The sequence below is a fragment of the Azospirillum argentinense genome (assembly GCF_000632475.1).
GTDB lineage: Bacteria > Pseudomonadota > Alphaproteobacteria > Azospirillales > Azospirillaceae > Azospirillum > Azospirillum baldaniorum.
Genome location: NZ_CP007795.1, coordinates 179,711 through 202,471, shown reverse-complemented (window position 1 = coordinate 202,471; position 22,761 = coordinate 179,711). Strand labels below are relative to the sequence as shown.

The following is a 22,761-nucleotide window of genomic DNA, read 5'->3' as shown; positions in this document are numbered from 1 at the left end:
GCGGCCCCCACCCCGGCCCTCACGGACGCGCGGTCACCGTCCCCGCGGTCCGCAAACTGAAAGCGTCGTGCAGCGAGGCCGCCAGCGTGCGGGCGACGCAGTCATAGCCGAAGTCGTTCTGGTGGATGCCGTCCGGCCCGACCAGATCGCCCATGGCGGCCTGCCGCGTTTCCACCCACTGGCGCATCACCGCGTAGCGGTGGAACAGGCCCACCCCCTCCTCCGCCGCGACGCGGGCGATGCGTTCCTCCATCTCCTCGTGCCGGGGCTTCGCCAGCATGGCCGGGGCGTATTGCAGGTCCATCAGCACGACGTCCAGCCCGGCGTCCTTCAGCGTCCGCACGCCGCTGCGGATCACCTGTTCCGCCGCGTCGGGATCGTCGCCGCGCAGGACGGTGTTGGCCGCCACCTGCCAGATCACCAGATCGGGCGCCTCGTCCAGCACGTCGCGCCGGAACCGCTTCAGCATGTCGGGACCGGTCTCCCCGTTGGCGCCCTTGTTGAGGACGGTCAAAGCGAGGCCGGGGTAACGCGCGCCCAGATGCTCGGCCAGCCGCGCGGGATAGCTGTGCTCCGCTTTGCTGGCCCCCGCCCCGGCGGTGGAGGAGGAACCGATGGCGACGATGCGCAGCGGTCCGCCGGTGGTCAGCGCCCGCGCGCTGCGCGGCAGCGGCACGGCGAGGTCGGCGGTCTGCACGGACACGGCGCAGGCCGCCGCCTTCACCGGATCGGGCGTGGCGGTCAGGCCGGCGAGGAAAGGGACGAGGGACAGCAGGGCGGCGGAGAGGACGGCGGCCCTCCGGCCACGGGTCCGGGGGGCGGGCGTGCCTGTCACGGAGCGGGTCTCCCGGCGTGGTCGATCATGGTGGACACGGTGTCGGCCAGAATGCGGCCGAGGCAGCGGTGGACGAACTGATAGGCCTGCAGCTTTTCCTCCTTGGAGTCGGGGGCGAAGCCGACGCGGCCCTCTTCGAACCAATGCCGCATCATCTCGAAACGGGGGAAATGGACCACGTCGCTGTCCTGCGACACCCACTCCATATAGTCCAGGTAGGGCTGGAAGGTGATGAGCTGGGAGGTCTGCGGGCTGTACTGCATATCCATCAGGATCACGTCGGCGCCGCGCCCCTGGGCCGCCGCGATGCCGCGGCCCAGCGCCTCCCCGAAGCTGTCGGGCCCAATGTTCCGCATGGCGTCCGCCGTCCCCACCTGCCAGACCAGCAGAGAAGCCGCGGAGGCGGCCAGTTCCCGGTTCAGGATCGGCAGCATCTCCTGCGCGGTCGCCCCCGGCGCGTTGCGGACGGTCACGCTGACCTTGCGGTCGGGCAGCCGCGCCGCCAGCTCCTTCTCCAGCAGCGCCGGATAGGCGGTGTCGGGGCGCGAACTGGCCGAGTTCAGCACCAGGATGGGCAGCGCGCCGCCGCGCTTCAGCCGCTCCCAGGCGCGCGGCAGGGCGCCGTCGACGGTGTAGACGGATTCCGGAACGGCGCAGGGATCGCCGGGCGTCTGCGAAGCCGCCTGCGCGACGCCCATGGCGGTGGATGCGGTCAGTCCCGCAAGGACGGCCAGGGTCAAGACGGTCGCGCGCTTCATGCGCTCGGGTCCTTGGCTGGGGCTTTGGCGGCAGGGGCCAGTGGAGCGGCGGGGGCCGCGGGCGGGGCGGACGCCGATGGACGCGGCGGCCGTCCCACGGACTGATACCAGGTCAGCACCCGTGCGGCCGCCACCATCACGGCGATGCCGGCAAGTGTGACCGAAAACTGGGCAAAAAGCGAGGCGGACCAGTGGTTCAGAACGGTCTGGCCGGCGAAGGACAGGAAGATGCCCAGGCAGAAGACCTGAAGCGACTGCCGTCCGCACAGGATCACCGGCGCCAGCGCCGGCCAGCGCAGCCACGCGCTGTCGAACCGCGCGATCTGCAGGACGACGTAGGCCAGCGCGCAGAAATGCGCAAGCCGCAGCAGGTCGAGGTCGGTCTTGCTGATCGGGTAGAGGATTTCCGCCAGCCACACCGGCATCAGCGCGGCCATCGGCGCGACCTGCCAGGAGATCACCAGCAGCAGCGCGGCGAAGAGATAGCCGCCCGCCAACCACAGCAGCGCCGTCCGCCGCGTCGTCAGCGCCGCCGCCACCTTGGGCAGCCGCTGCATGGTCGCCCCCAGCACGAACAGGAGCTGCCAGGCGAAGGGGTTGAAGAACCAGACGCCGCCGTCCGGGTAGGTCGGCAGGTTCCAATCCAGGAGGCGCGCCGCCGCGTAGAGGGTCACCGACCCGGCCAGCAGGGCCAGCGGCCAGCGCCTCAGCACCGGCAGAACGACCGGCAGGGACAGCAGCAGCACGATGTAGAGCGGCAGGATGTCCAGGTTGGCCGGACGGAACTTCAACGCCAGCGCTTGGACCAGCGACACCGCGGGATCGGCGAAGAAGCCGGCGATCCCCATTTCCTCGGTGAACAGCGGGTTGTCGAAGACCCGCGCGGTGTAGGCGACCTGCGCCGTGAAGGCAATGAACAGGAAGAGATAGGCGATGTAGAGCGTCCAGCAGCGGTCGAGCACCTTGGCCGCGGCGAACCGCCAGCCGTGCTGCTCCAGTATCCGCGAATAGACCAGCGACGAGGTGTAGCCGGAAATGAACACGAACACCTCGGTCGCGTCGCTGAGACCGAAGTTGCGCATCGTCACCCAGGCGATCTGGTTGCCCGGAATGTGGTCCACGAAGATGAACCACAGGGCCAGCCCGCGGAAAAAGTCCAACCGAAGATCGCGCATCCCGCCCGACGCCACCGCCCGACCCCGCCCTTGTTTCGCATGCGCCGCAACGTGGCATGGGCGGTCCGCTTTTGGCAATCGGCACGGCGGCCATCGGAAGAACCCCGGGCGAACGCCCCATGCGCAACACCGCATGTTGTGCTATCACCGCGCGCAACCGGTTCCGTCCCACCGCACCAGTCCGCTGCCGGTCAAGCGAAGGACCCAGAATGGCGACCATCGAAGAAGCGCTCGACATCGCGGTCGATCACCATGCGTCCGGTCGCCTCGCCGAAGCCGAGATCATCTACAGCCGCATCCTGGAGGTCGACCCGCGATGCGCGGCGGCCTTGCATCTGGCGGGGGTGCTCGCCTGCCAGACGAACCGTCTCGACACCGCGCTCGACCGGTTGCACCGCGCGGTCCGGGAGGCTCCCGGCACCGCGGCCTACCGCATCGACCATGCCAAGGCGCTGATCGCGGCGAAGCAGTGGGTCACGGTCGGGGCGATCCTGCGTCCGGCCCTGGCCCTAGCGCCCGACGCCGCCGACCCCTGGTACTTCCTTTCCATGGCCAGGCATCACACCGGCGATACGGACGCCGCCATCGCGGCCCTGCGGCACGCCTGCGCCCTGGCCCCGGAGCGGGATGACCTGACCGGGCGGCTCGCCCTGCTCCATCAGCAGCGCGGGCAGGACCATCTGCGGCAGTTCCGGCAAAGTCTCGCCCTCGCCGATTTCCAGAGCGCCGTCGCTCTGAGCCCGGCGGAGTCCGAACCGGCCTTCCTGCTCGCCACCGCGCTTCTGGATTCCAACCGCTTCGAGGCGGCGGCCGACATGTACCGCCGGGCGCTGAGCCTCGCCCCGGCGGAGGGGTTCGCCCTGCACAATCTGGGCATCACCCTGAGCCGCAGCGGCCGCACGGACGAGGCGCTGACCGTTCTCCGCCGCGGCGCCCGTCTGGACCCCGCTCATGTCACGGTGCGCGACGCCCTCGTCCAGGTGTTGGAGCGGCGCGACCCGACGGAAGCTGCCCTGTGGTCCATCGAGGCTCTGGCCCTCAAGCTGGCGCGGGCCGCCGCCGAGGTCCCGCCGCCCGACACCCCGCCCGGCCCCGACGGCGCCCGGACCCGCAACATCGTCGCCTTCAGCCTGTGGGGGACGCGGGAGATTTACACGCAGGGCGCGCTCGCCAACGCCAGGGCGATGCCGGCGGTCTTTCCCGGCTGGACCTGCCGCTTCTACCACGACGATTCGGTTCCCCGCCCGGTTCTGGCCGAACTGGCGCGGCTCGGCGCCGAGACGGTCGAAATGCCGGCGGGCAGCGGCCCGTCGCACGGGCTGTTCTGGCGCTTCCTCGTCGCCGACGACCCGACGGTGGCGCGTTTCCTCTGCCGCGACTGCGATTCCCGCCCGACCGCGCGGGAGAAGGCCGCCGTGGACGCCTGGATCGCGTCCGGCCTGCCCTTCCACATCATGCGCGACCATGTGCTGCACACCGACCTGATCCTGGCCGGGATGTGGGGCGGCATGGCCGGCCGGCTGCCGCCGCTGGCGCCGGCCATCGACGCCGCCGCCGACCGGAAGGCCGACCGCTGGCAGGACCAGCGCTTTCTGGCGGGCTGGGTGTGGCCGCGCATCCAGGGGCGCGTGCTGGTCCATGACAGCGTCCATCCGGGGGTGGGACAGCCTTTCCCGCCGGCCCCGGACGATCCCGTGTCGTCGCACGTCGGGGCGAAGGTGCTGCAGTTGCAGCCCGGCGACGGTGCCCATGTGGCCGCGGAACGGCCGGACTTTCCGCCGGAGGTCGTCATCCTGCCGGCCCAGCCCGGGCGGCCCATGCTCGCCGAGCGGCCCGGACGGCACGGGATGATGCGCTTCTTCGCGAAGGACACCTACATCGGGCGCTCCCTCGCCCTCTACGGCGAATATTCGGACGCCGAGCCTCGCCTCGCCGCGATGCTGGTGGGATCCGGCGACGTGGTGGTCGAGGCGGGGTCGAACATCGGCGCACACACCGTCCCGCTGGCCCGGATGGTCGGCCCCACCGGATGCGTCCACGCCTTCGAGCCGCAGCGCGTGGTGCATGAGCTGCTGGCGCACAACCTCGCCGCCAACGGTCTCCACAACGTCGTCCTCCATCGGGCGGCGGTCGGCAACGCGCCCGGCCGGATCACCGTTCCGATCCCCGACTATGGCCGGTCCGGCAACTTCGGCGCCGTCAGCCTGGGCGCCCTCAGCGGCGAGCCGGTGCCGGTCGAGACGATCGACTGCCTCGGCCTCGACCGGCTGGCCCTGCTGAAGGCCGACGTGGAGGGCATGGAGGCTCTGGTGGTCGAGGGTGCGGCCCGAAGCATCGCCCGTTTCCGCCCAGCGCTCTATCTGGAGAACGACTGGGAGGAGCATTCCGCCGATCTGATCGCCACGCTTCAGGGCCTCGGCTACCGGCTGTGGTGGCACCTCGTGCCGATCTACGACCCGGACAACCATGCGGGCAATCCGTTCAACGCCTTTCCCCGCGTGGTGTCCCTGAATCTGCTCGGTCTGCCGGAGGGGCGCCCCTGCCCGTTGCCGGACCTGCCGCCGGTCACCGGGCCCGGTCAGTCCTGGCGCGAGGTCGCCCGACTCGTCTGATCCCGGCGGCGCCCTCTTTGCCCAGACATCGGGCACCATGGTCAAGACCAAGGCTTCGCTGAAATTTTAGGCATATTCAGCGGGCAGTCTGCCCAGCTTTGCGCCGTGCCCGAGCGGCCCTTTCCGGGCGAACACCAGGGTATGCGGGGGTTCGGGTCCGGCTCACCTTCGAATCGGCCGAAATGGCACGTGGGTTGCTCTCCTTGTGTCCTGCGCTGCGCCACCGGGGGGTCCCCGCCGGTGCGCCCCACCAGGATACGCCCCATGGCCGCACTCCAATCCGCCCGTTCGCACCACCAACCGCCCCCGCAGCCCGCCACGGAGGCCACCGCGAAGCCCGCGGGCGTCGCGGTGACGCTGGACGGCATCACCCACCGCTTCGGCGCCTCGACCGCCGTGGACAACGTGACGCTGGAGATCAAGGCGGGCGAACTGGTGGCCCTGCTGGGGCCGTCCGGCTGCGGGAAGACCACGCTGCTGCGCATCCTCGCCGGTTTCCAGGCGCAGACGCTGGGCCGCGTCGTCATCGGCGACCGGGTGGTCGACAGCCTGCCGCCCGCCGGGCGCGGCGTCGGCATCGTCTTCCAGAACTACGCCCTTTTCCCGCACATGACGGTGGCGCAGAACGTCGCCTACGGGCTGGAGGCGCGGGGGGCCGCCCGCGACGCGGTGCGGGCGCGGGTGGAGGCGATGCTCAGTCTGGTGAAGCTGGACGCCATGCGCGACCGCTTCCCCAAGCAGCTGTCCGGCGGGCAGCAGCAGCGCGTGGCGCTGGCCCGCGCCCTGGCGATCCAGCCGAGCATTCTGCTGCTCGACGAGCCCTTCGCCGCGCTCGACAAGAACCTGCGGCTGGACATGCAGATCGAGATCAAGCAGCTCCAGCGCCGCTTCGGCATCACCACCATCATGGTCACCCACGACCAGGAGGAGGCGCTGAGCATGGCCGACCGCATCGCCGTGCTGAGCCGGGGCAAGCTGGAGCAGTTCGGCACACCGGAAGACGTCTACGACCGTCCCGGCACGCTGTTCGTCAACGGCTTCGTCGGCAGCGCCAACCAGTTGCGGGGCCGCGTCGTCCGCGCCTCCGGCAGCGTCGCCGAGGTGGCGCTGGAGGCCGGCACCGTTCTGACCGCCGTCACGCCCGACGCCGCGCTGGCCGCCGGCGACCCGGCCATCCTCTGCGTGCGTCCGGAAAACCTGCGGCTCGCCACCGAGGCGGCGCCCCAGCAGATCGCCGGCACCGTGGAACTCGCCCTGCCGCTCGGCCCCGTGGTCGTCTACGAGGTGCGCACCGCCGACGGCGGGCAGGTGAAGGTGACCGAGCCGCGCGTGGCCGGCGCCGCGCTGCGTGCCCCCGGCACGCCGGTCCGGCTGCAACCCGTCTCCCCCCAGACCTGCCGCGCCTTCGCCGTTCCCGCGGGCGCCTGATCCATTCCCCCTCTTCTCCTCCTCCCCCCTGGAGTGCCTGCCGATGACCCTCGACCGCCGCCAGATTCTCGCCGCCGGCCTCACGCTCGGCGCCATGTCCCTGTTCCCCGGCATGAGCTGGGCGCAGGCGCGCAAGCTGGTGTTCGCCACCTTCACCGGAAGCTGGGAGGAAGCCCACCGCGACGTCATCGTCCCGCATTTCCGCAAGGCCACGGGCAACGCCGACATCGCGCTGGACCCGATGCTGTCGGTGGACATGATCGCCAAGGTGTCCGCCGCGAAGGCGAACCCGCCGATCGACGTAATGCTGATGGACCCCGGCCCGCGCCTGTCGGTGATCGGCCAGGATCTGGCCGCCCCCTTCCCCGTCGCGGACAGCAAGAACTACCAGGATCTGCTGCCAGTGGCGCAGCTTCCCGAAGGGCCGGGCATCTTCTTCCAGGCGGTCGGCATCACCTACAACCCGGAGAAGGTCAAGACCCCGCCGACGAGCTGGGACGACCTGTGGAAGCCGGAGTACAAGGGCCGCGTCGGCATCACCAACATGAACTCCACGCTCGGCACCGCCTTCATGGTCGAGCTGGCCAAGACCCGCGGCGGCGGCGAGAACGACATCGAGCCGGCCTTCGCCGCGCTCAAGGAGCTTCAGCCGAATCTCGGCGCCGTGGCACCCAACCCCGGCGCGCTCGCCACCCTGTTCCAGCAGGGCCAGATCGACATCTCGCCGGGCAACTTCAACGCCATCCAGATCCTGCGCGCCCGCGGCGTGCCGGTGGAATTCGCCAAGCCGAAGACCGGCACCATCGCCTTCCTGACCACCGCCCACATCACCAAGAACTCGCCCAACGCCAAGCTGGCGGCGGCGTTGATCGAATCGGCCATGGCGCCGGAGGTCCAGACCAAGCTGATGCAGGCGCCCTTCTACGTCATCCCGACGAATTCCAAGGTGCAGATGGACGGCGACATCGCCCGCATGATCGCCAAGGACCAGGAGGAGCTGAAGGCGTCCTTCGTGTTCCACGACTGGTCGGTGATCAACCAGAACCGCGCCGGCTGGATCGAGCGGTTCAACAAGGAGATCAAGGTGTAAGGGGGGAAACGGGCCCCCTCCCGGCCTCCCCCTTGCTGACCATCTTAGCCCTCTCCCCTCTGGGGAGAGGGTGGCCCGCAGGGCCTCTCGCGCTGGCTGAAAGCCAGCGCTGACGGCGGCAGGCGGATGCCTACGGCATCCGCTGAGAGCCGGTGAGGGGGTTGCGCCTTTGCCGGACATACCCCCATGCGCAACCCCCTCACCCTAACCCTCTCCCCGGAGGGGAGAGGGGACTAAGACTGCAGTTGCCCCCACAGGACTTCACCCCATGACCGCCATCACCGCCCCCGGCCTTGCCGGACCCGCGACCGCCGCACGGCCCCGCATCGGGCGGGAATGGACGCTGGCGCTGCCGCTGGCCGCCTTCTTCGCGGTGTTCTTCGTAACGCCGCTGCTCCTGCTGGTCGCCGTCAGCCTCTACGCCGACGCGGAGATGACGCGGTTCGGGCTGGACCAGTACATCCGCCTCTTCAGCGACGCCTTCAATCTGGCCGTGCTCGGCAGCACGCTGCTGCTGGGGGTGAAGGTCACGGCGCTGACGCTGCTGTTCGGCTATCCGCTGGCCTGGCTCTACACGCGCAGCGGGCCGCGGATGCAGTCGGCGCTGATCCTCGTCATCATCCTGCCGCTGCTGACCTCGGTCGTTGTCCGCACCTTCGCCTGGATCGTCATTCTGGGGCGCGACGGAATCGTCAACAACCTGCTGCTGTCGCTGGGTCTGGCGGAGACGCCGCTGCGCCTGCTCTACACCGAAGGCGGTCTGGTCGCCGCGCTGGTGCAGGTGCAGATGCCGCTGATGGTGCTACCGCTCATCACCACCCTGTCGCGGCTCGACCCCAACCTGCTCGACGCCTCGGCGGCGCTGGGCGCCGGGCCGTGGCGGGGCTTCCTCAAGGTAACGCTGCCGCTGAGCCTGCCGGGGATCGTCGCAGGGTGCCTGCTGACCTACGCCGCCGCGGTCACCGCCTTCATCACCCAGTCGCTGGTCGGCGGCGGGCAGATGCTGTTCATGCCGCAATACATCTATCAACAGACGATCACGCTCCACAACTGGCCCTTCGCCGCCGCCATCTCCATCGTCTTCATGGTGTCGGTGCTGGGGGTGGTGATGCTGTTCAACCTGCTGGGCCGCGCCAGCAAGGGGTACGTCCATGCCTGACATGCAGCGTCCGACCCTCGGAAGCGCCTCCTTCGGACTCGTCATGGGCACGCTCGCCGGTGCGGCGCTGCTGCTGCTGGCGGCGCCGACGCTGGTGGTGCTCGTCACCTCCTTCACCGACGGCTACTCGCTGAAGTTCCCGCCGCCGTCCTACAGCCTGCGCTGGTACGCCTCGCTGATCGACGCGTGGCAGCTCCAGGACGCCGCGCTGGTCAGCCTGAAGCTGGGCGCCGTCGTGACCGCCGTGTCGGTGGTGCTGGGCACCGCCGCCGCACTCGCCATCGGGCGCAGCCGGCGGGCGTGGGCGCGTGGGCTGGACGCGCTGTTCATGTCGCCGCTGGTCCTGCCGGCTTTGGCCTTCGGCCTCGCCTCGCTGGTGTTCTTCAGCACGGCGGGGGTGGAGCTGTCCTTCCTGACGCTGGCGATCGGCCACATCGTGGTCAGCGTGCCCTACGTCCTGCGCACCACGCTGGCAAGCCTCGCCCAGCTCGACCCGGCGCTCCTGGAAAGCTCGGAGAGCCTGGGGGCCGGGCGGCTCTACACCTTCCGCCGGGTGACGCTGCCGACCATCCGCAACGGCATCGGCGCCGGGGCCTTCATCGCCTTCATGTCGAGCTTCGACAACATCCCGGTGTCGCTGTTCATGGCCGACGCCCGCAACGAGGTGCTGCCCATCCGCATGTGGCAGATCCTGGAGAACAGCCTGGACGTCCGCGCCGCGGCGGTGTCCGGCGTGCTGATCGCCGTCACCGTCCTGGCGATGGTGGTGATGGAACGCGTCGCCGGCCTGTCGCGCCAGCTCCGCTAAGCCCAAGACCCGAAACTTATGCTCCCCGGAACAGGGAATAGCCCCAGGGGGTGAACTTCAGCGGCAGATGATAGTGCTGCGCCACGTCGGTGACGGTGAAGCGGAACGGCGCCTCCTCCATGAAGGCCGGTTCCGCCGCACCCACGCCTTGCGCGCGCAGCCAGGAGCCGATGTGGAACACCGCCTCGTAGACGCCCGCCGTCACGCCCGCGCCGCCGACCACCGGATGGTCAAGCGCGCCATTGGCACACAAACGGCTTTCCGCTAGCCTGTCCCGCTGTCCGTCCCGCAAAGCATAGAGTTCCACCCGCATCCCCTCGGCGGGCACCCCGCGCGCCACATCCACCGCATGCAACGAAATCCCGCCCGCCATCGGCCCGTCCCTTTCCTTTTGGAGTCCCCATGAACGTCTGGTTGCTGCCTCTGATCGCCATGGCGGCGGTTCAGGCGTTCGTCGGGCTGTGTCTCTTCGCCATCCCGGTGATCGCGCCGCAGGCGGCGTCCGACCTTGGGGTCGATCCGGGGCTTCTCGGCCTTTATACCGCGGTCGTCTTCACCGCCGCCATCCCCGCGTCGCTGGGGGCGGGCGGGCTGATCGCGCGCTGGGGGGCGATCCGCACCTGCCAGGCCTGCCTGCTCGCCGCCGCCGGAGCCGCGCTGCTGTCGGCCAGCGCCCTTCCCGTCGCCTTCCTGCTGGGGGCGCTGGCGCTGGGCTTCGCCTTCGGGCCGGAGACGCCGGCCAGCACGCAGCTGCTGTCCCGTCTGACCCCGCCGGAGAAACGCCCGCTGGTCTTCTCGCTGCGCCAGACCGGCAACCAGTTCGGCGGCATGGCCGCGGGATTCGCCGTGCCGCTGCTGGTCCTGTCCGTCGGCTGGCAAGCCAGCCTGCTGGTCGTGGCGGGGGCCACCGCCGTTCTGGCGCTCGTCCTGGAGCCGCTGGCCCGCCGCCACGACGGCGACGACCGCGCCGCTCCCCGCCCCGCCGGCCGCGGCACGCTGAAGCGCGCGCTCGATCTGGTCGCCGGGGAACCGGCGCTGCGCCGGCTGGCCATGGCGGTCTGCGCCTTCTCCGCCATGCAGCTCTGCCTGAACGGTTTCCTGGTCAGCTTCGCGGTGACCGGCCTGGGCTGGAGCCTGCCGCTGGCCGGAACGGCGCTGGCGGTGGCGCAGGGCGCCGGGCTGGTCGGGCGTGTCGGCTGGGGCCTCGTGGCGACGCGCTGGGCGCCGCCCCGCGTCATCCTCGCCGGGCTGGGCGTCGCCATGAGCGTGGCCGCCGCCCTCGTCGCCATCGCTTCCCCCGGCTGGCCGGTGCCCGCCTTCCTGGCCGTCTGCGCGGCCTTCGGCCTGTCGGCGAGCGGCTGGAACGGCCTGTTCGTCTCGGAGGTCGCCCGTCTCGCCCCGCCGGGCCGGGCGGGCGAGGCGACGGGCGGCATGCTCGCCATCGCCTACGCCGGGCTGGTCGCCGGGCCGGCGCTGTTCAGCCTGCTGGTCGCCGGAGGCTTCGGCTATTCCGCCGGCTATCTGGCCGCCGCCGCCGCCGCGCTGGCCGGCACCGCGGCGCTGGTCATCCCCCTGCCGCCGGCCCCCACCCCGGACCTTGCCACCGCCGCCAAGGATACCCCATGCGCATGATGAGCGCCCGCCGGACCGCCGAACAGGTCGCCACCCGCGAGGTCAGCGCCGTCGCCCTCTACGACGATCTGCTGGAGCGGATCGCGGCGGAGAATCCGCGGCTGAACGCCATCGTCCATCTCGACCCGGAGGCCGGGCGGGCGGAGGCGCGGGCCGCCGACGAACGCGCCGCGCGGGGCGAGGCGCTGCCCCTGCTCGGCGTGCCCTTCACGGTGAAGGACAACATCTGGGTGCGCGGCCAGCCGGTCCGCCAGGGATCGCGGCTGTTCGAGGACTTCGTGGCACCCGAAGACGCGGTGGCGGTGGCCCGGCTGCGCGCCGCAGGCGCCGTCTTCGCGGGAATCACCAACTGCTCCGAGTTCGCCTGCAAGGGGGTGACGACAAATCTGCTGCACGGCCCGACCCGCAATCCCTGGGACGTGGCGCTGACGCCCGGCGGCTCCTCCGGCGGGGCGGCCAGCGCGGTGGCGGCGGGCTTGGCACCCCTGGCGCTGTGCACCGACGGCGGCGGTTCCACCCGCCGGCCGGCGGCCCATGTCGGGGTGGTCGGCATGAAGCCCTCGGCCGGAGTCGTCCCCCACCCCGTCGGCTTCGCCGAGCCGGTGTTCGGCAACTCGGTGATCGGCCAGATGGCCCGCTCCGTCGCCGACGTGGCGCTGATGCTCGACGCGCTGGCCGGGCCGGACCCGCGCGACCCGCAATCGGTGGTCCTTTCCGGCTCCCTCGCCCGCGCCGCCGCCGATCCCGACCCGGCGGGCCTGCGCATCGCCTACAGCCGGCGGCTGGGTCTGGACGCCCCGGTCGATCCGGAGGTCGCCGCCTGCGTCGAGCGCGCCGTCCACCGCCTCGCCGACGCCGGGGCCATCGTCGAGGAGGCCGACCCGGTCTGGCCCGCCGGGGCCGGGGAAAGCGGTCTGATGCCCCTCCAGTTCGCCGGCCTCGCCGCGCTCTACGGCGAGCGCTTCCGCGCGACTCCGGACCTGTTCGACCCGGACATCGGGCAGCAGATCGACGCCGGCCTGCGCACCAGCGGCGCGGAGGTCGCCCGCGCCCTGCATCTGCGGGAGGAGGCATACCGCGCGCTGGCCGCCCTGTTCGCGCGGTACGACCTGCTGGTCTGCCCGACGACTCCGGTCACCGCATGGCCGTTCGACCGGCTCGGCCCCGCCACCATCGACGGGCGCCCGGTGACGCCGCGGGGCCACGCCGTCTTCACGCCGCTGTTCAACCACTGCTACGCGCCGGCCTGCTCCGTCCCCTGCGGGCTGACGGAGAGCGGCGGGCTTCCGGTGGGGCTCCAGATCGCCGGCCCGCGCCTGTCCGACGCGGCGGTGCTGCGGCTGGCCGCCGCGGTGGAGGCCACCTGCGGTTACACGCCACCCATGCTGTAACAGCCTTTTTCAAGAAAAAGAGAACTGGGCACCGGGATAGAACGGACAGCCTGTTTCAATTACCATCGTATTCTGGCAGTCTTTCCCCGCAGAAGGGTGGAGTAGGGAGATACGGGTGAAGACCAGCGAGCCGGACCAGCGGCCTGGATGGTCGGCGCGTCGGTTGTCGATTCTTTTCCTTGTGGTTGCATTACCGCTGATCGCCTTTGAAGTGCACAACATCCTGGAATTGCGCAAGTCCCGGGAAGCGGAAATCCGCACGGAGTCGATGCAGCTTCTGGATCAGGTCGAATCCGAGCAGCAGCGCATCGCCGACGACATCGAACACGTTTTGGTTGCTCTTACAGAGATGGGGATAGGGCAACTGTCTCCAGCGGCCTGCCAGGACACACTTCTTCGGATCAAGGCGAAGTTTCCCCCGTATCTGGCGGTGAGCGTCAGCAACCGGTCCGGGACCATCTGGTGTTCCACCGAACCGCAGGCGCGCGGCTTCTCGGTCGCCGACCGCAGCTATTGGCAGGAGGCACTGGCCACGGAGGAGCAGACCAACGGAGCCACCCTGACTTCGCGCACCACGGGACGCCCCTCCATCCCCTTCGCCTTGGCCTACAAGGACGAGAACGGCGTTCCGACGGGGGTGGTCGCGGTGCTCCTCGACACCACTTGGCTGACTCTGTTCCTTCGTGAAAAGAGCCTGCCGGACGACGCGGAGGTGGTGATCGCCGACCGCTCCGGCATCGTCCTGGCACACCAGCCCGAAATGCCGGACACCGTCGGCAAACCGCTGCACACGCCCTATCGGGCCCTGCTGGACCGGGGGGAGCGGCGAGTGGTCGAGGAACCCGGGCCGGATGGCCGGATGCGGATCACGGCGGTGTCCCCGCTGGCCGCCGGTGTCCCCAACCTCTACGTCCATGTCAGCTTGGACAAGGACGAATCCATGCGGCCGGTGAACGCGGCGGCACGGCGCACGCTCGTCATCTTCGCCGGGCTTTTTCTGTTTGCCGGACTGATCGCGGGCTGGAGCCTGTGGCGCTTCCTGCGCGCGCATGAGCTGGCGCGCAGCAACGCGCTGCGCATGGCGGCGGTGCTTGGCAGCACGGTGGATGGCGTGATTGAGCTGGATCGTGACTGGCGTTTCACCTACCTGAACGACAAGGCGGTTTCCCTGGTCGCCCAGGGACGCGACCTGCGCGGCCAGTCGCTGTGGGACGCCTTTCCGGAACTGATGGACACGCCGCTGTGGCATCAGGCCCATCAGGCGATGGCTGAGCAGATGCCCACCGACGCCGAGTTCCAGGGTGCGCGCACCGGACGCTGGTTCTGGATGCGGGCCTTTCCCAACGCGGACGGCATGTCGGTCTATCTTCTCGACATCACGCGGCGGCGCCAAGCCGAAGACGATCTGCGCAAGAGCAAGGATCGGCTGAGCCTCGCCCTGGAATCGGCCATGGCGGGCTCCTTCGACTGGAATCTGACGACCGGCCGGGGGCACTGGTCGGAGGAAACCTTCCGCATCTTCGGCCTGGACCCGGCCGTGCACGAGGCGACCAGCGCCGTTTGGCGGTCTGTGGTCCATCCCGACGATTTCGACATTGCTACGCTGAGGGCCCAGACGGAAATGCTCGCCGAACGGCGTGCCTACATCCGGCTTGAATACCGCATCATTCAGCCCGGCGGCGCCGTCCGTTGGGTCTCGTCGATCGGGCGCGTCAGCTATGGCCCGGACGGCGTGCCGCTGCATTTCAGCGGCCTGAACCTCGACATCACCGAACGCAAGGCGCTGGAAGAGGCGCTGCGCCGCAGCGAGGAGCGGCTGACCATCGCGCTGGCCGCGTCGGAGGCCGGCATCTGGGATTTCGACCTGCGTGACCGCACGCTGGCCTGGTCGGACGGCATGTATCGGCTGTACGGCGTCACTCCGGACAACTTCAGGCCCGGCGAGGACAGCTTCTTCGAACTGGTCCACCCGGCCGACCGGGACTTGGTGCGCCGGGTCACGGAGGACGTGCTGGAATCCCGGCGCTCCGACTACCGGGGGGAGTTCCGCATCCTCCATCCGCGCGGCGGGGTTCGTTGGATCATGGCGATCGGGCGCCCCGTCTACGAAGGTGGCCGTCTGGTCCGGCTCAGCGGATTGAACATCGACATCACCGGGCGCAAGGCGATGGAGGAGGCCCTGCGCGACGCCAAGGCCAAGGCCGACGAAGCCAACGTCTCAAAATCGAAGTTCCTGGCCGCGGCCAGCCACGACCTGCGCCAGCCACTGCAATCCGCCCTGCTGTTCGCCGGTGTCCTGCAACGCCACGTCGATCCCGACAAGGGCCGCAGCCCGCTGGCCTCGCTGGAACGCGCGCTGGAGACGTTGAAGAACCTTCTCGACAGCCTGCTGGACGTATCGCGTCTGGATGCCGGTGTCATCACCCCGCAGATCGTCACACTGCCCCTGCGCCCGATGCTGGAGGAGATCGAGGCGGCCTACGCCCCCATCGCCTCCAGCAAAGGGCTGGAATTCGCCGTCGTCCACCCTGCCCCGGAGCTGGCGGTGCGCAGCGACCGGCTGCTGCTCGGCCGGATGCTCCGCAATCTGGTGGAGAACGCCATCCGCTACACCGAGACGGGCTATGTCCGCGTGTCCTGCCAGGCGTCGAACGGCAGCGTCCGCATCACCGTGCAGGACAGCGGCATCGGCATCTCCGCGGAGCAGCAGACCAAGGTCTTCGAGGAGTTCCATCAGGTCGCCAACCCGGAACGCGACCGCAGCCAGGGGCTCGGGCTCGGGCTGGCCATCGTGCAACGGCTCTCACGGCTGCTGAACCATCCGGTGTCGGTCCGCTCCGAACCGGCCCATGGCTCGGTCTTCTCCATCGAGGCGCCGCGCGCCGCCGCCCCGGCCGTCTCCCTTCCCGTTCCCGAAGCCGAGGCCGCCCCGTCCGGTGATGGACGTCTGGCCGTTCTGGTCGAGGACGACGTGATCGTCCTGATGGGATTGCGGACCATCTTCCAGGAATGGGGGTACGAGGTCGTGGTGGCCGGCTCCGCGGAGCAGGCGTTGGAACGGCTGCGCGGGCTGGACCGCCGGCCCGATCTGATCATCGCCGATTACCGGCTGCGCAACGGCCGGATCGGAACGGACGCCATCGTGCAGATCCGTGGGCTGGTCGGATCGCCCGTCCCCGCCATCATCCTGACCGGCGAGATCGGCACCGACTGCGACCGCGACGCGGCGGCGCTTGGGCTCGCCGTGGTGCGCAAGCCGATCACGCCACGGCAGCTGCAAAGCGCCATCCAGGACCTTCTGAACCACGATCCGCTGAGCCAGACCGGGGACTGAGCGCCTGCGGAGACCGGGGGACGGTGGACAAAAAGCGGACCAGCCTTGACGGGGCAGTGGCCCTGCCCCATATTGTGCACTGCAACATAACGATAAGCCCTTTCCCGAGGGGGAGACGCCTTCTCAATCCTTTGAGGAGGTCCCTTATGAACACGCCTTCGACTTTCGCGTCCGCCCTTCCCTCCGAACGCGACCTGCAGCTCATCCGCCGCAAGGCCGCACAAATGCGCGCCGACCATCTCCGGTCCCTGCTGGGCCGGCTGGCCGCGTTTCTGAAGGGGCGGACGGCTGACCTCGATCCCCACCGCCTGGACGGTGGCCGCGCCGCCGGCTGACGACGGACGGCCTTCGTTTTTCCCTGACACAGCGGCAGCAACGCCCCGCCGCCCCCGGCAGACCGTCTGCGGGATGCGGCAGCGGGGCTCGCCCGGCGGCGGTCCGCGACAGCGGCGCCGTGCGGGCCGATTGTTCTTTGGTTGGAGTTTTATAACATGCGGAAACAAGCGGTCGCTCTGGGCGGCTTCGGTGGATTCAACCTGCACGGCGCGGGCGTGCTGACGGCGCTCGACCGCCTGGAGCGGATGCCCGACCTGTTTACGGTGACCTCCGGGCAGATCGTCGTGCTGGCCGCCTGGCTGCGCGGCGAGGACGTGCGCCGCCTGCTTCTCGAACACCGGGGGGCGTCCGGCGGGCTGCTCCAGGCCTGGCAGACCGCCCTGTTCGGGCACAAGGGCGTGTTCCGCCCGGTGCTGGGCGAGAACGCGCGGCGCTGGCTGGATGTCCCGCTGTCGCCCTCGGCGGTGCTGGAGCGGCTGATGCCGGCCCGCCAATACGCCCCGGTGCGCGACCGCGACACCGTGGCCGAGATCGCCCGCACCCTGAACGAGGCCGAGGTCGGCGTCGTCTTCAACACCTACGACTTCCGCTCCGGCAACGGGCTGCTGCACGGCAACGCCGCCGCCCGCCGCCTGATGGCCGGGGAGGTCGGGCTTGAGGACATCACCGCGGATGCGGTGGAAAGCGCCCTCTGGCTCTATCTCTATGGCTTCGAGGAGGCCCCCGGCGGGCTGATCGACGGGGCCTATCACCGCAGCATCATCCTGTCGGAACTGCACGGCTTCGACGAGGTGACGGTGGCCGCGCCCTTCCCGGTTTCCTGGATCGGGCCGGTGCCGCGCAACCAGCTGGAGGTGGAGAACTGGAAGATCCGCCAGTGGTTCGCCAACTCCTACAAGGCGGAGGTCGCGCGGCTGCGCCGGGTGATCGAGCTGATGGAGCGCGGCACGCTCAACGACCCGGCCTACCGCATCCGCTCGTTGACCGAACTGCCGCTGCGCCGCCATTACGGCTACTTCGACTATTTCACGGAGAAGGCGGAGGTGTTCGACGACGCGCTTGCCCAGGCCCTCGACCATTTCGGCAGCGGCCCGGCCCATAAGCAGGCCCACACGCAGCGGCGCGCCGGCTGACCGACTGATCTGTTGACCGGGTGACGGACGGCCCGCCGGTTCAGGCCGCGCGGGCCTCCACCAGCTTCACGCAATCGCCCATCACGAAGCGGCTGTCCACCGCCCCCAGGCCGGCCTGCGGCAGATGACCCTCGTAGCCGGCGGTGTAGCGGGCCGCGAAGGCAAAGCTCAGCCAGGGCGACACCACGCGCATCCACAGCCGGGCCGCCGAGCGCTCCGACTGGGTGTAGTCGAGGATGCGCAGCGTTCCCTCCGGCTTCAGGATGCGCCGCATCTCGCGCAGCACCGGCAGCTGAAGCTCCTCCGGCAGGACGCAGAAGACGAAGGTCGCCACCACATGGTCGAAATGGCCGTCGGGGAAGCCGGTGGCGGCCAGATCCAGCACCTGGAAATCCACCGCCCGTCCCAGCTTCTCTGCCCGCTTGGCGGCGCGGGCCAGCATGGCTTGGCTGGCGTCCACCGCGGTCACGCGGACGCCGGCGGGGTAGAAGGGGATGTTGCAGCCGGTGCCCGCCCCGGCGTCGAGGATGCGCCCGGACAGGCCGTGAAAGGTGCCCCGGCGCAGCCGCCGCTTCCACATCACCTCGTAACCGAGATCCAGCGCGTCGTAGAGCGGGGCGATGCGTTCGTAGGTGCGCACATAGCCGGTCTGCACGGTTGGGCCGGTCTGCATGGTTCGAGACTCCCCCGAAGCGGCCCGCAAGCGCCGTGAGCGCCGATGGCCGGAAGCGCGTTTCGCCTGTTCTTCCTTTCATAGCAGGCGAATGTGACGGATCATCGCGCCTGGGGTTCGAAGCCCATAGACGGCCCGACAAACGGAATGGAGATGGCATGGATGCGCTGAACCCGGCGGCGGAGGCTCGCCGTCAGGCCGGACTGGAAATCCAGGCGCTGGCCGAGGATTTCGAACAGAGCGACGAGGCCGCCTTCCTGCGGATGCGCATCATCGGCGGGGTGGTGGCGGGGGTGGTGACGCTGGTCCTGCTGGTCCTGCTGACCGCCGGGGCGGACTGGCGCTATCTGTTCGGCTTCTGGGTGGTGATCGTCGGCTTCATCGGGATCGGCTACGCCGTGTCCGTCTACCGCCAGCGGCAGCAGACCGCGCGGCTGCGCGCCCTGGCGACCCGCTGGCTGACCGGCGGAACCGTCCCGCCGACCTGAGGAAAGAGCCCGTCTGAGAAAAGGGTGGCGTCAGGAGGCGCGCGATCCGCGGCGCTTGCGGCGGCGCTGGAAACTCTGGATGCGTTCGATCACCTCGCCCATGTCCGCCGCCTCCTCCACCTCGCCGAGATGCAGGAGGACGCGGATGTAGGTGTCGATCAGGCCGAGGACGGCCTCCTCGTCGGTCACGCCATAGGCCGCTTGGCCCAGGGCATCGACGATCAGGGTCCCGCTGTCGGCCAGCGCCTCGGCCACCTCGTTGATGGCGCGGTCGAGGGCGGTGTCGTCCCCCTCCGGCGCTTCCAGCACCGGGTCGAGGATGTCGGGAAAGGAAAGCCGGTCGGCGGGATAGCCAGCCATGGGCAACTCTCCAAGAAAAAACAGGGCCGTGAACCGGCCCCTGGTGCGCGCGAACGGAGGGCGGATATCCCCCTTCTGGTGATTCGTGGCCCGATGAATGGTGGCGGTGAGGAAGGATGGCCGCGTCAGGCGGCCATCGATTCCACGGCTTCGGTCAGAGCGTCCGCATCCTCCGCGACGGGCAGGCCCGTCCAGGGGATCAGTTCCCGCCCGGTGTTGGCGAGGCGCTTGGCCTCCATATGGCCGATCACCGCGGTGCCTTCCCGCGCGATCCGCAGGATGTCGCCATCCTCCGGAACCAGCGCCCGTTCCACGCCGCAGGCGCGGGCGAGACGGGCGTGGGCCTCCAGATGCTCGATGGTGCCGTGCACCGGCACGGAGAAGCGCGGGCGGATCAGGTCGTACATGCGGATCAGGTCGTCCCGCTTCGGGTGGCCCGACACATGCACCGGCGCGTCGGCGGGGGTCACCACCGTCACGCCCTTGGCCTTCAGATGGTCCTGCACGTCGGCCAGCACCACCTCGTTGCCGGGGATGGCGCGGGCGGAGAAGATCACCGTGTCGCCGCTCTCCAGCCACAGGTCGCGGTGGCCGTCGCGGGCGAGCCGGCTGAGCGCCGCCCGTTCTTCGCCCTGGCTGCCGGTGCACAGGAAGACGAGGTTCCGGCGCGGCGTCCAGGAGGCTTCCATGATGGAGATGAACTCCGGAGCCTTCTCCAAATAGCCGCTGGCGCGGGCCGCCTTCTCCATGCGCAGCATCGACCGGCCGACCAGCACCACCTTGCGGTCGTGGGCCGCCGCAGCCTCCGCCACCGCCTGCATGCGGGCGACGTTGGACGCGAAGCCGGTCACCGCGATGGCGCCCTTGCGCCCGGCGAAGGCCTCGATCAGGCCGGCGCGGGCGTTCGCCTCCGACCCCGTGGTGCCGTCGACGTTGGCGTTGGTGCTGTCGCACATCATCGCCAGCACGCCGCGATCGCCCAGCCGCTTCAGCGCGTCCAGGTCCATGGTCGGGCCGACCAGCGGGTGCGGGTCGAACTTCCAGTCGCCGGTGTGCAGGACCGTGCCGGCCTTGGTGTGGATCGCCACCGACACCGGCTCGGGGATCGAGTGGGTGACGGTGATGGTCTCGATGCCGAAAGGACCGATCTCGAAGGAGGCGCCCGGCTCGAACACCCGGATGCGGGCGTGGCGCAGGCCGCCGGACTCCTTCAGCCGTTCACGGATGACGTGGGCGGCGAAGGGGGTCGCGTAGATCGGGCATTCCAGCCCCGGCCACAGATGGTGGATGGCGCCGATGTGGTCTTCGTGGGCGTGGGTGACGACCAGCCCGACCACCTCGTCCATCCGCTCCTCGATGAAGGAGGGATCGGCCATCAGGCTGTCGACGCCCGGCGCCTCGTCGCCCATGAAGGCGACGCCGGCGTCCACGATCAGCCACTTCCCGGCATGGCCGTAGAGCGCCATGTTCATGCCGATGCGCGAGCAGCCGCCGAGCGGGATGAACAGAATTTCATCATGGCCCGGCACCGGACCGGGGACCGGCGCGCCCGGCGGACGGGTCACCTTGGGGCGCTCGTAGGGCTTGGGGTTCTGGTTCTTCTGGAAACGCGGGCCGCCGGACTTGCCGCTGCGCACATCGCCAACAATCGTGTTCGGGCGGTTGCCGCCAAAATTCGAGTTCGGGCGGTTGCCGCCCTTGGGCGCCGCGCGGCGGCGCTTGTTATCAAACGTCATACGTCCTTCTTGCTTCACAACATCTCAGCCGGCATTCAACGCTGCCGGACGGGCGTGCATCGCGTGTCGATGCGGATCTCGGGGGTCTCCCCGGCCATCGGCGGCGCCAGGACCGTGGGGACGGGTCGAGGCAGCCGGCCGAACCGGCCAGGGAGAGCGGTGTTCGAGCCAGTAATCCAGATGACGACGCTGGTCAACCGCTGAATCACGACCCGGAAGGGGGTTCGCCGGTCGGTCACCCGAAGGTTACGGCCAACCGCCGGCGGTGTTGCACATATGTTTCCTTCGCCGCGGCGTTCAAGGGGGCGCCCGATGACGCCCCGGTTGGCTGGCCTGTGCGGGGCGCATGGCAAAAGGCATCGCCAAAGACATGGCAAAGCCACCGCCGGCCCGCGATCCTTCGCCGCCTTCCCTGTTGTTTGCGGACGCCCGGCGAACGGGCACTGTCCAAATGGGGAGCATCCCATGTCCGACTATGAATCCAGGTGGAGGAACGACCAGGGCGCCCGCCGCGACGACGACCGGTGGGAGCGCGACCGCCAACGCGGCGAAAGCCGCGAGTGGGGCGCCGGTTCGTATCAGAACCGTGGCCAGAACCGTGACCGTGACGAGTTCGGTCCGTCGAATTGGGGCCAGTCCGGCTCGAGCCAATTCGGATCCGGTCAGTCCGGCCGCTCCGGCATGATGGGCGGCGGTGGCCGCCAGCCCGGCTACGGCTACGAGGGTCAGGGCCGCGAAGGCTATGACTATGGCCGTGACTATTGGCGCCAACAGGAAGGCAGGGGCGATTACGGTCAAGGCTCCTACGGTCAGAACTACGGCCAAGGCTCCGGCAGCCGCGACTACGGCCGCTCCGATTACGGCCGCGATTACGGGTCCCGCGGCTCCTTCGGCCAGGGACAGCGCGACTGGCGCTCCCGCGATGATCGCCAGAATTATGAGGACCGTGGCGACTACGGCCAGGACTTCGGCTACCGCGGCGGCTTCGGCCGCTCCGATTACGGCAGCGGAGCTTACGGCGGCCGGGACTATGGCAGCCGCGATTACGGCGGCATGGAGTACGGGTCCGGCTCCCGCGGCTATGGAAACCGGGACTACAGCAGCCGTGACTACGGCAACCGCGACTACGGCCGGATGGGCTATGGCGGCGGCAGCGGCTCCGGCCGCAACGAGGAGCGCGGCTTCTTCGAACGGGCGGGCGACGAGATGGCCTCCTGGTTCGGCGACGAGGACGCCGAACGCCGCCGCCGCATGGACGCCCGCAACGACGATCCCGGCGCCCAGCACCATCGGGGCCGCGGGCCGCGCGGCTACACCCGCTCCGACGACCGCATCCGCGAGGATGTGAACGACCGGCTGACCGACGATCCCTACATCGACGCGTCGGAGATCGACGTGACCGTCAGCAACAGCGAGGTCACGCTGAGCGGAACGGTGGGCGACCGCCGGACCAAGCGCCGCGCCGAGGACATGGCCGAGACCATCTCCGGCGTCCGCCACGTTCAGAACAACCTGCGCGTCCGTGAGCGGACCTTCGGCGGCACCGGCACCACGGCCGGGGCGTCGGCGATGGCCGGGCTCGGCGGCACCGGGTCTTCCGGCACTGGCATGAGCGGCTCGGGGATGGGCAGCACCGGCATGAGCGGGTCCACGACGGGCACGTCCGGAACCTCCAGCACCTCCGGGACCGGCATGAGCGGAACCTCCGGAACCACGGACAGCACCAGCCGCACCAGCACCTCCGGCAGCACCACCCGCTGACCGTGACCAACGCGCCCCTCCCGCCCTCACCGGCGGGAGGGTTTTTCTTTGT

20 protein-coding genes are annotated in these 22,761 nt (G+C 69.9%); 12 read left to right on the top strand and 8 right to left on the bottom strand.

Translation table 11 applies throughout. The features are described 5' to 3' along the window. Window positions 1-19: 19 nt before the first annotated feature. Genes ABAZ39_RS23460 through ABAZ39_RS23450 form a run of 3 tightly spaced genes read right to left on the bottom strand, consistent with a single transcriptional unit; the run spans window position 20 to window position 2,768 of the window. The gene (locus tag ABAZ39_RS23460) at window positions 20-835 is read right to left on the bottom strand and encodes an SGNH/GDSL hydrolase family protein (RefSeq protein ID WP_040136215.1); all 816 of its coding nucleotides are present in this window, start codon (window positions 833-835) and stop codon (window positions 20-22) included. After that, window positions 832-1,593, bottom strand: a complete 762-nt coding sequence (locus ABAZ39_RS33355) for an SGNH/GDSL hydrolase family protein (RefSeq protein WP_051658453.1) — start codon at window positions 1,591-1,593, stop codon at window positions 832-834. Before ABAZ39_RS33355 ends, ABAZ39_RS23460 begins: the two co-directional genes overlap by 4 nt. Continuing rightward, window positions 1,590-2,768: an OpgC family protein gene (locus ABAZ39_RS23450; RefSeq protein ID WP_051658452.1), complete on the bottom strand. Its 1,179-nt coding sequence runs from the start codon at window positions 2,766-2,768 to the stop codon at window positions 1,590-1,592. The genes ABAZ39_RS33355 and ABAZ39_RS23450 overlap by 4 nt, the downstream gene beginning before the upstream one ends. Before the next feature lie 209 nt (window positions 2,769-2,977). On the opposite strand from ABAZ39_RS23450, the gene ABAZ39_RS34655 reads away from it, so the two are divergent. From ABAZ39_RS34655 to ABAZ39_RS23420, 5 genes are all read left to right on the top strand, one after another. Further along, a complete protein-coding gene (locus ABAZ39_RS34655) occupies window positions 2,978-5,380 on the top strand; it encodes a protein arginine N-methyltransferase (RefSeq protein ID WP_051658451.1) in 2,403 nt (800 codons plus the stop codon). A 264-nt stretch (window positions 5,381-5,644) separates the two neighbouring features. Then, window positions 5,645-6,808: an ABC transporter ATP-binding protein gene (locus ABAZ39_RS23435; protein WP_144243618.1), complete on the top strand. Its 1,164-nt coding sequence runs from the start codon at window positions 5,645-5,647 to the stop codon at window positions 6,806-6,808. A 43-nt stretch (window positions 6,809-6,851) separates the two neighbouring features. Continuing rightward, window positions 6,852-7,898: an ABC transporter substrate-binding protein gene (locus ABAZ39_RS23430; RefSeq protein WP_035679667.1), complete on the top strand. Its 1,047-nt coding sequence runs from the start codon at window positions 6,852-6,854 to the stop codon at window positions 7,896-7,898. Between the two features lie 268 nt (window positions 7,899-8,166). Beyond that, window positions 8,167-9,057 (top strand): ABC transporter permease, encoded by an 891-nt coding sequence (locus ABAZ39_RS23425; protein WP_040136199.1) that lies wholly within the window; start codon window positions 8,167-8,169, stop codon window positions 9,055-9,057. Beyond that, the gene (locus ABAZ39_RS23420) at window positions 9,050-9,865 is read left to right on the top strand and encodes an ABC transporter permease (protein ID WP_040136197.1); all 816 of its coding nucleotides are present in this window, start codon (window positions 9,050-9,052) and stop codon (window positions 9,863-9,865) included. Before ABAZ39_RS23425 ends, ABAZ39_RS23420 begins: the two co-directional genes overlap by 8 nt. 16 nt (window positions 9,866-9,881) lie before the next feature. Here ABAZ39_RS23420 and ABAZ39_RS23415 read toward each other — a convergent pair whose 3' ends face one another. Further along, window positions 9,882-10,238 (bottom strand): hydroxyisourate hydrolase, encoded by a 357-nt coding sequence (locus ABAZ39_RS23415; protein WP_040136194.1) that lies wholly within the window; start codon window positions 10,236-10,238, stop codon window positions 9,882-9,884. A gap of 29 nt (window positions 10,239-10,267) precedes the next feature. Here ABAZ39_RS23415 and ABAZ39_RS23410 point away from each other — a divergent pair, with 29 nt between their 5' ends. Both ABAZ39_RS23410 and ABAZ39_RS23405 read left to right on the top strand, forming a co-directional pair. Then, window positions 10,268-11,497 (top strand): MFS transporter, encoded by a 1,230-nt coding sequence (locus tag ABAZ39_RS23410; RefSeq protein WP_051658450.1) that lies wholly within the window; start codon window positions 10,268-10,270, stop codon window positions 11,495-11,497. Continuing rightward, entirely contained in the window at window positions 11,488-12,888 is a 1,401-nt protein-coding gene (locus tag ABAZ39_RS23405) for an amidase (RefSeq protein ID WP_040136192.1), read from the top strand. Before ABAZ39_RS23410 ends, ABAZ39_RS23405 begins: the two co-directional genes overlap by 10 nt. 190 nt (window positions 12,889-13,078) lie before the next feature. Here ABAZ39_RS23405 and ABAZ39_RS36265 read toward each other — a convergent pair whose 3' ends face one another. Further along, entirely contained in the window at window positions 13,079-13,216 is a 138-nt protein-coding gene (locus ABAZ39_RS36265) for a hypothetical protein (protein ID WP_160174856.1), read from the bottom strand. Between ABAZ39_RS36265 and ABAZ39_RS34650 the strand changes: the two genes are divergently transcribed. From ABAZ39_RS34650 to ABAZ39_RS23390, 3 genes are all read left to right on the top strand, one after another. Then, complete coding sequence (locus ABAZ39_RS34650; RefSeq protein WP_505436648.1) at window positions 13,157-16,222, top strand: PAS domain-containing protein; 3,066 nt, start codon at window positions 13,157-13,159, stop codon at window positions 16,220-16,222. The genes ABAZ39_RS36265 and ABAZ39_RS34650 overlap by 60 nt on opposite strands. Window positions 16,223-16,368: 146 nt before the next feature. Continuing rightward, entirely contained in the window at window positions 16,369-16,557 is a 189-nt protein-coding gene (locus ABAZ39_RS23395; protein ID WP_040136190.1) for a hypothetical protein, read from the top strand. Between the two features lie 156 nt (window positions 16,558-16,713). Continuing rightward, window positions 16,714-17,691 (top strand): hypothetical protein, encoded by a 978-nt coding sequence (locus ABAZ39_RS23390; protein ID WP_051658449.1) that lies wholly within the window; start codon window positions 16,714-16,716, stop codon window positions 17,689-17,691. A gap of 40 nt (window positions 17,692-17,731) precedes the next feature. On the opposite strand, the gene ABAZ39_RS23385 is transcribed toward ABAZ39_RS23390, so the two are convergent. Further along, window positions 17,732-18,364 (bottom strand): class I SAM-dependent methyltransferase, encoded by a 633-nt coding sequence (locus ABAZ39_RS23385; RefSeq protein ID WP_051658448.1) that lies wholly within the window; start codon window positions 18,362-18,364, stop codon window positions 17,732-17,734. 158 nt (window positions 18,365-18,522) lie between these two features. Between ABAZ39_RS23385 and ABAZ39_RS23380 the strand changes: the two genes are divergently transcribed. Continuing rightward, a complete protein-coding gene (locus tag ABAZ39_RS23380) occupies window positions 18,523-18,852 on the top strand; it encodes a hypothetical protein (protein WP_014241827.1) in 330 nt (109 codons plus the stop codon). Between the two features lie 30 nt (window positions 18,853-18,882). Here ABAZ39_RS23380 and ABAZ39_RS23375 read toward each other — a convergent pair whose 3' ends face one another. Together ABAZ39_RS23375 and ABAZ39_RS23370 are read right to left on the bottom strand one after the other, a co-directional pair. Next, entirely contained in the window at window positions 18,883-19,212 is a 330-nt protein-coding gene (locus ABAZ39_RS23375; RefSeq protein WP_040136188.1) for a hypothetical protein, read from the bottom strand. A 125-nt stretch (window positions 19,213-19,337) separates the two neighbouring features. Beyond that, a complete protein-coding gene (locus ABAZ39_RS23370) occupies window positions 19,338-20,948 on the bottom strand; it encodes a ribonuclease J (protein WP_247881756.1) in 1,611 nt (536 codons plus the stop codon). Between the two features lie 465 nt (window positions 20,949-21,413). Here ABAZ39_RS23370 and ABAZ39_RS33345 point away from each other — a divergent pair, with 465 nt between their 5' ends. Then, window positions 21,414-22,709, top strand: a complete 1,296-nt coding sequence (locus ABAZ39_RS33345) for a BON domain-containing protein (RefSeq protein WP_051658447.1) — start codon at window positions 21,414-21,416, stop codon at window positions 22,707-22,709. The last annotated feature ends 52 nt before the right edge of the window (window positions 22,710-22,761 follow it).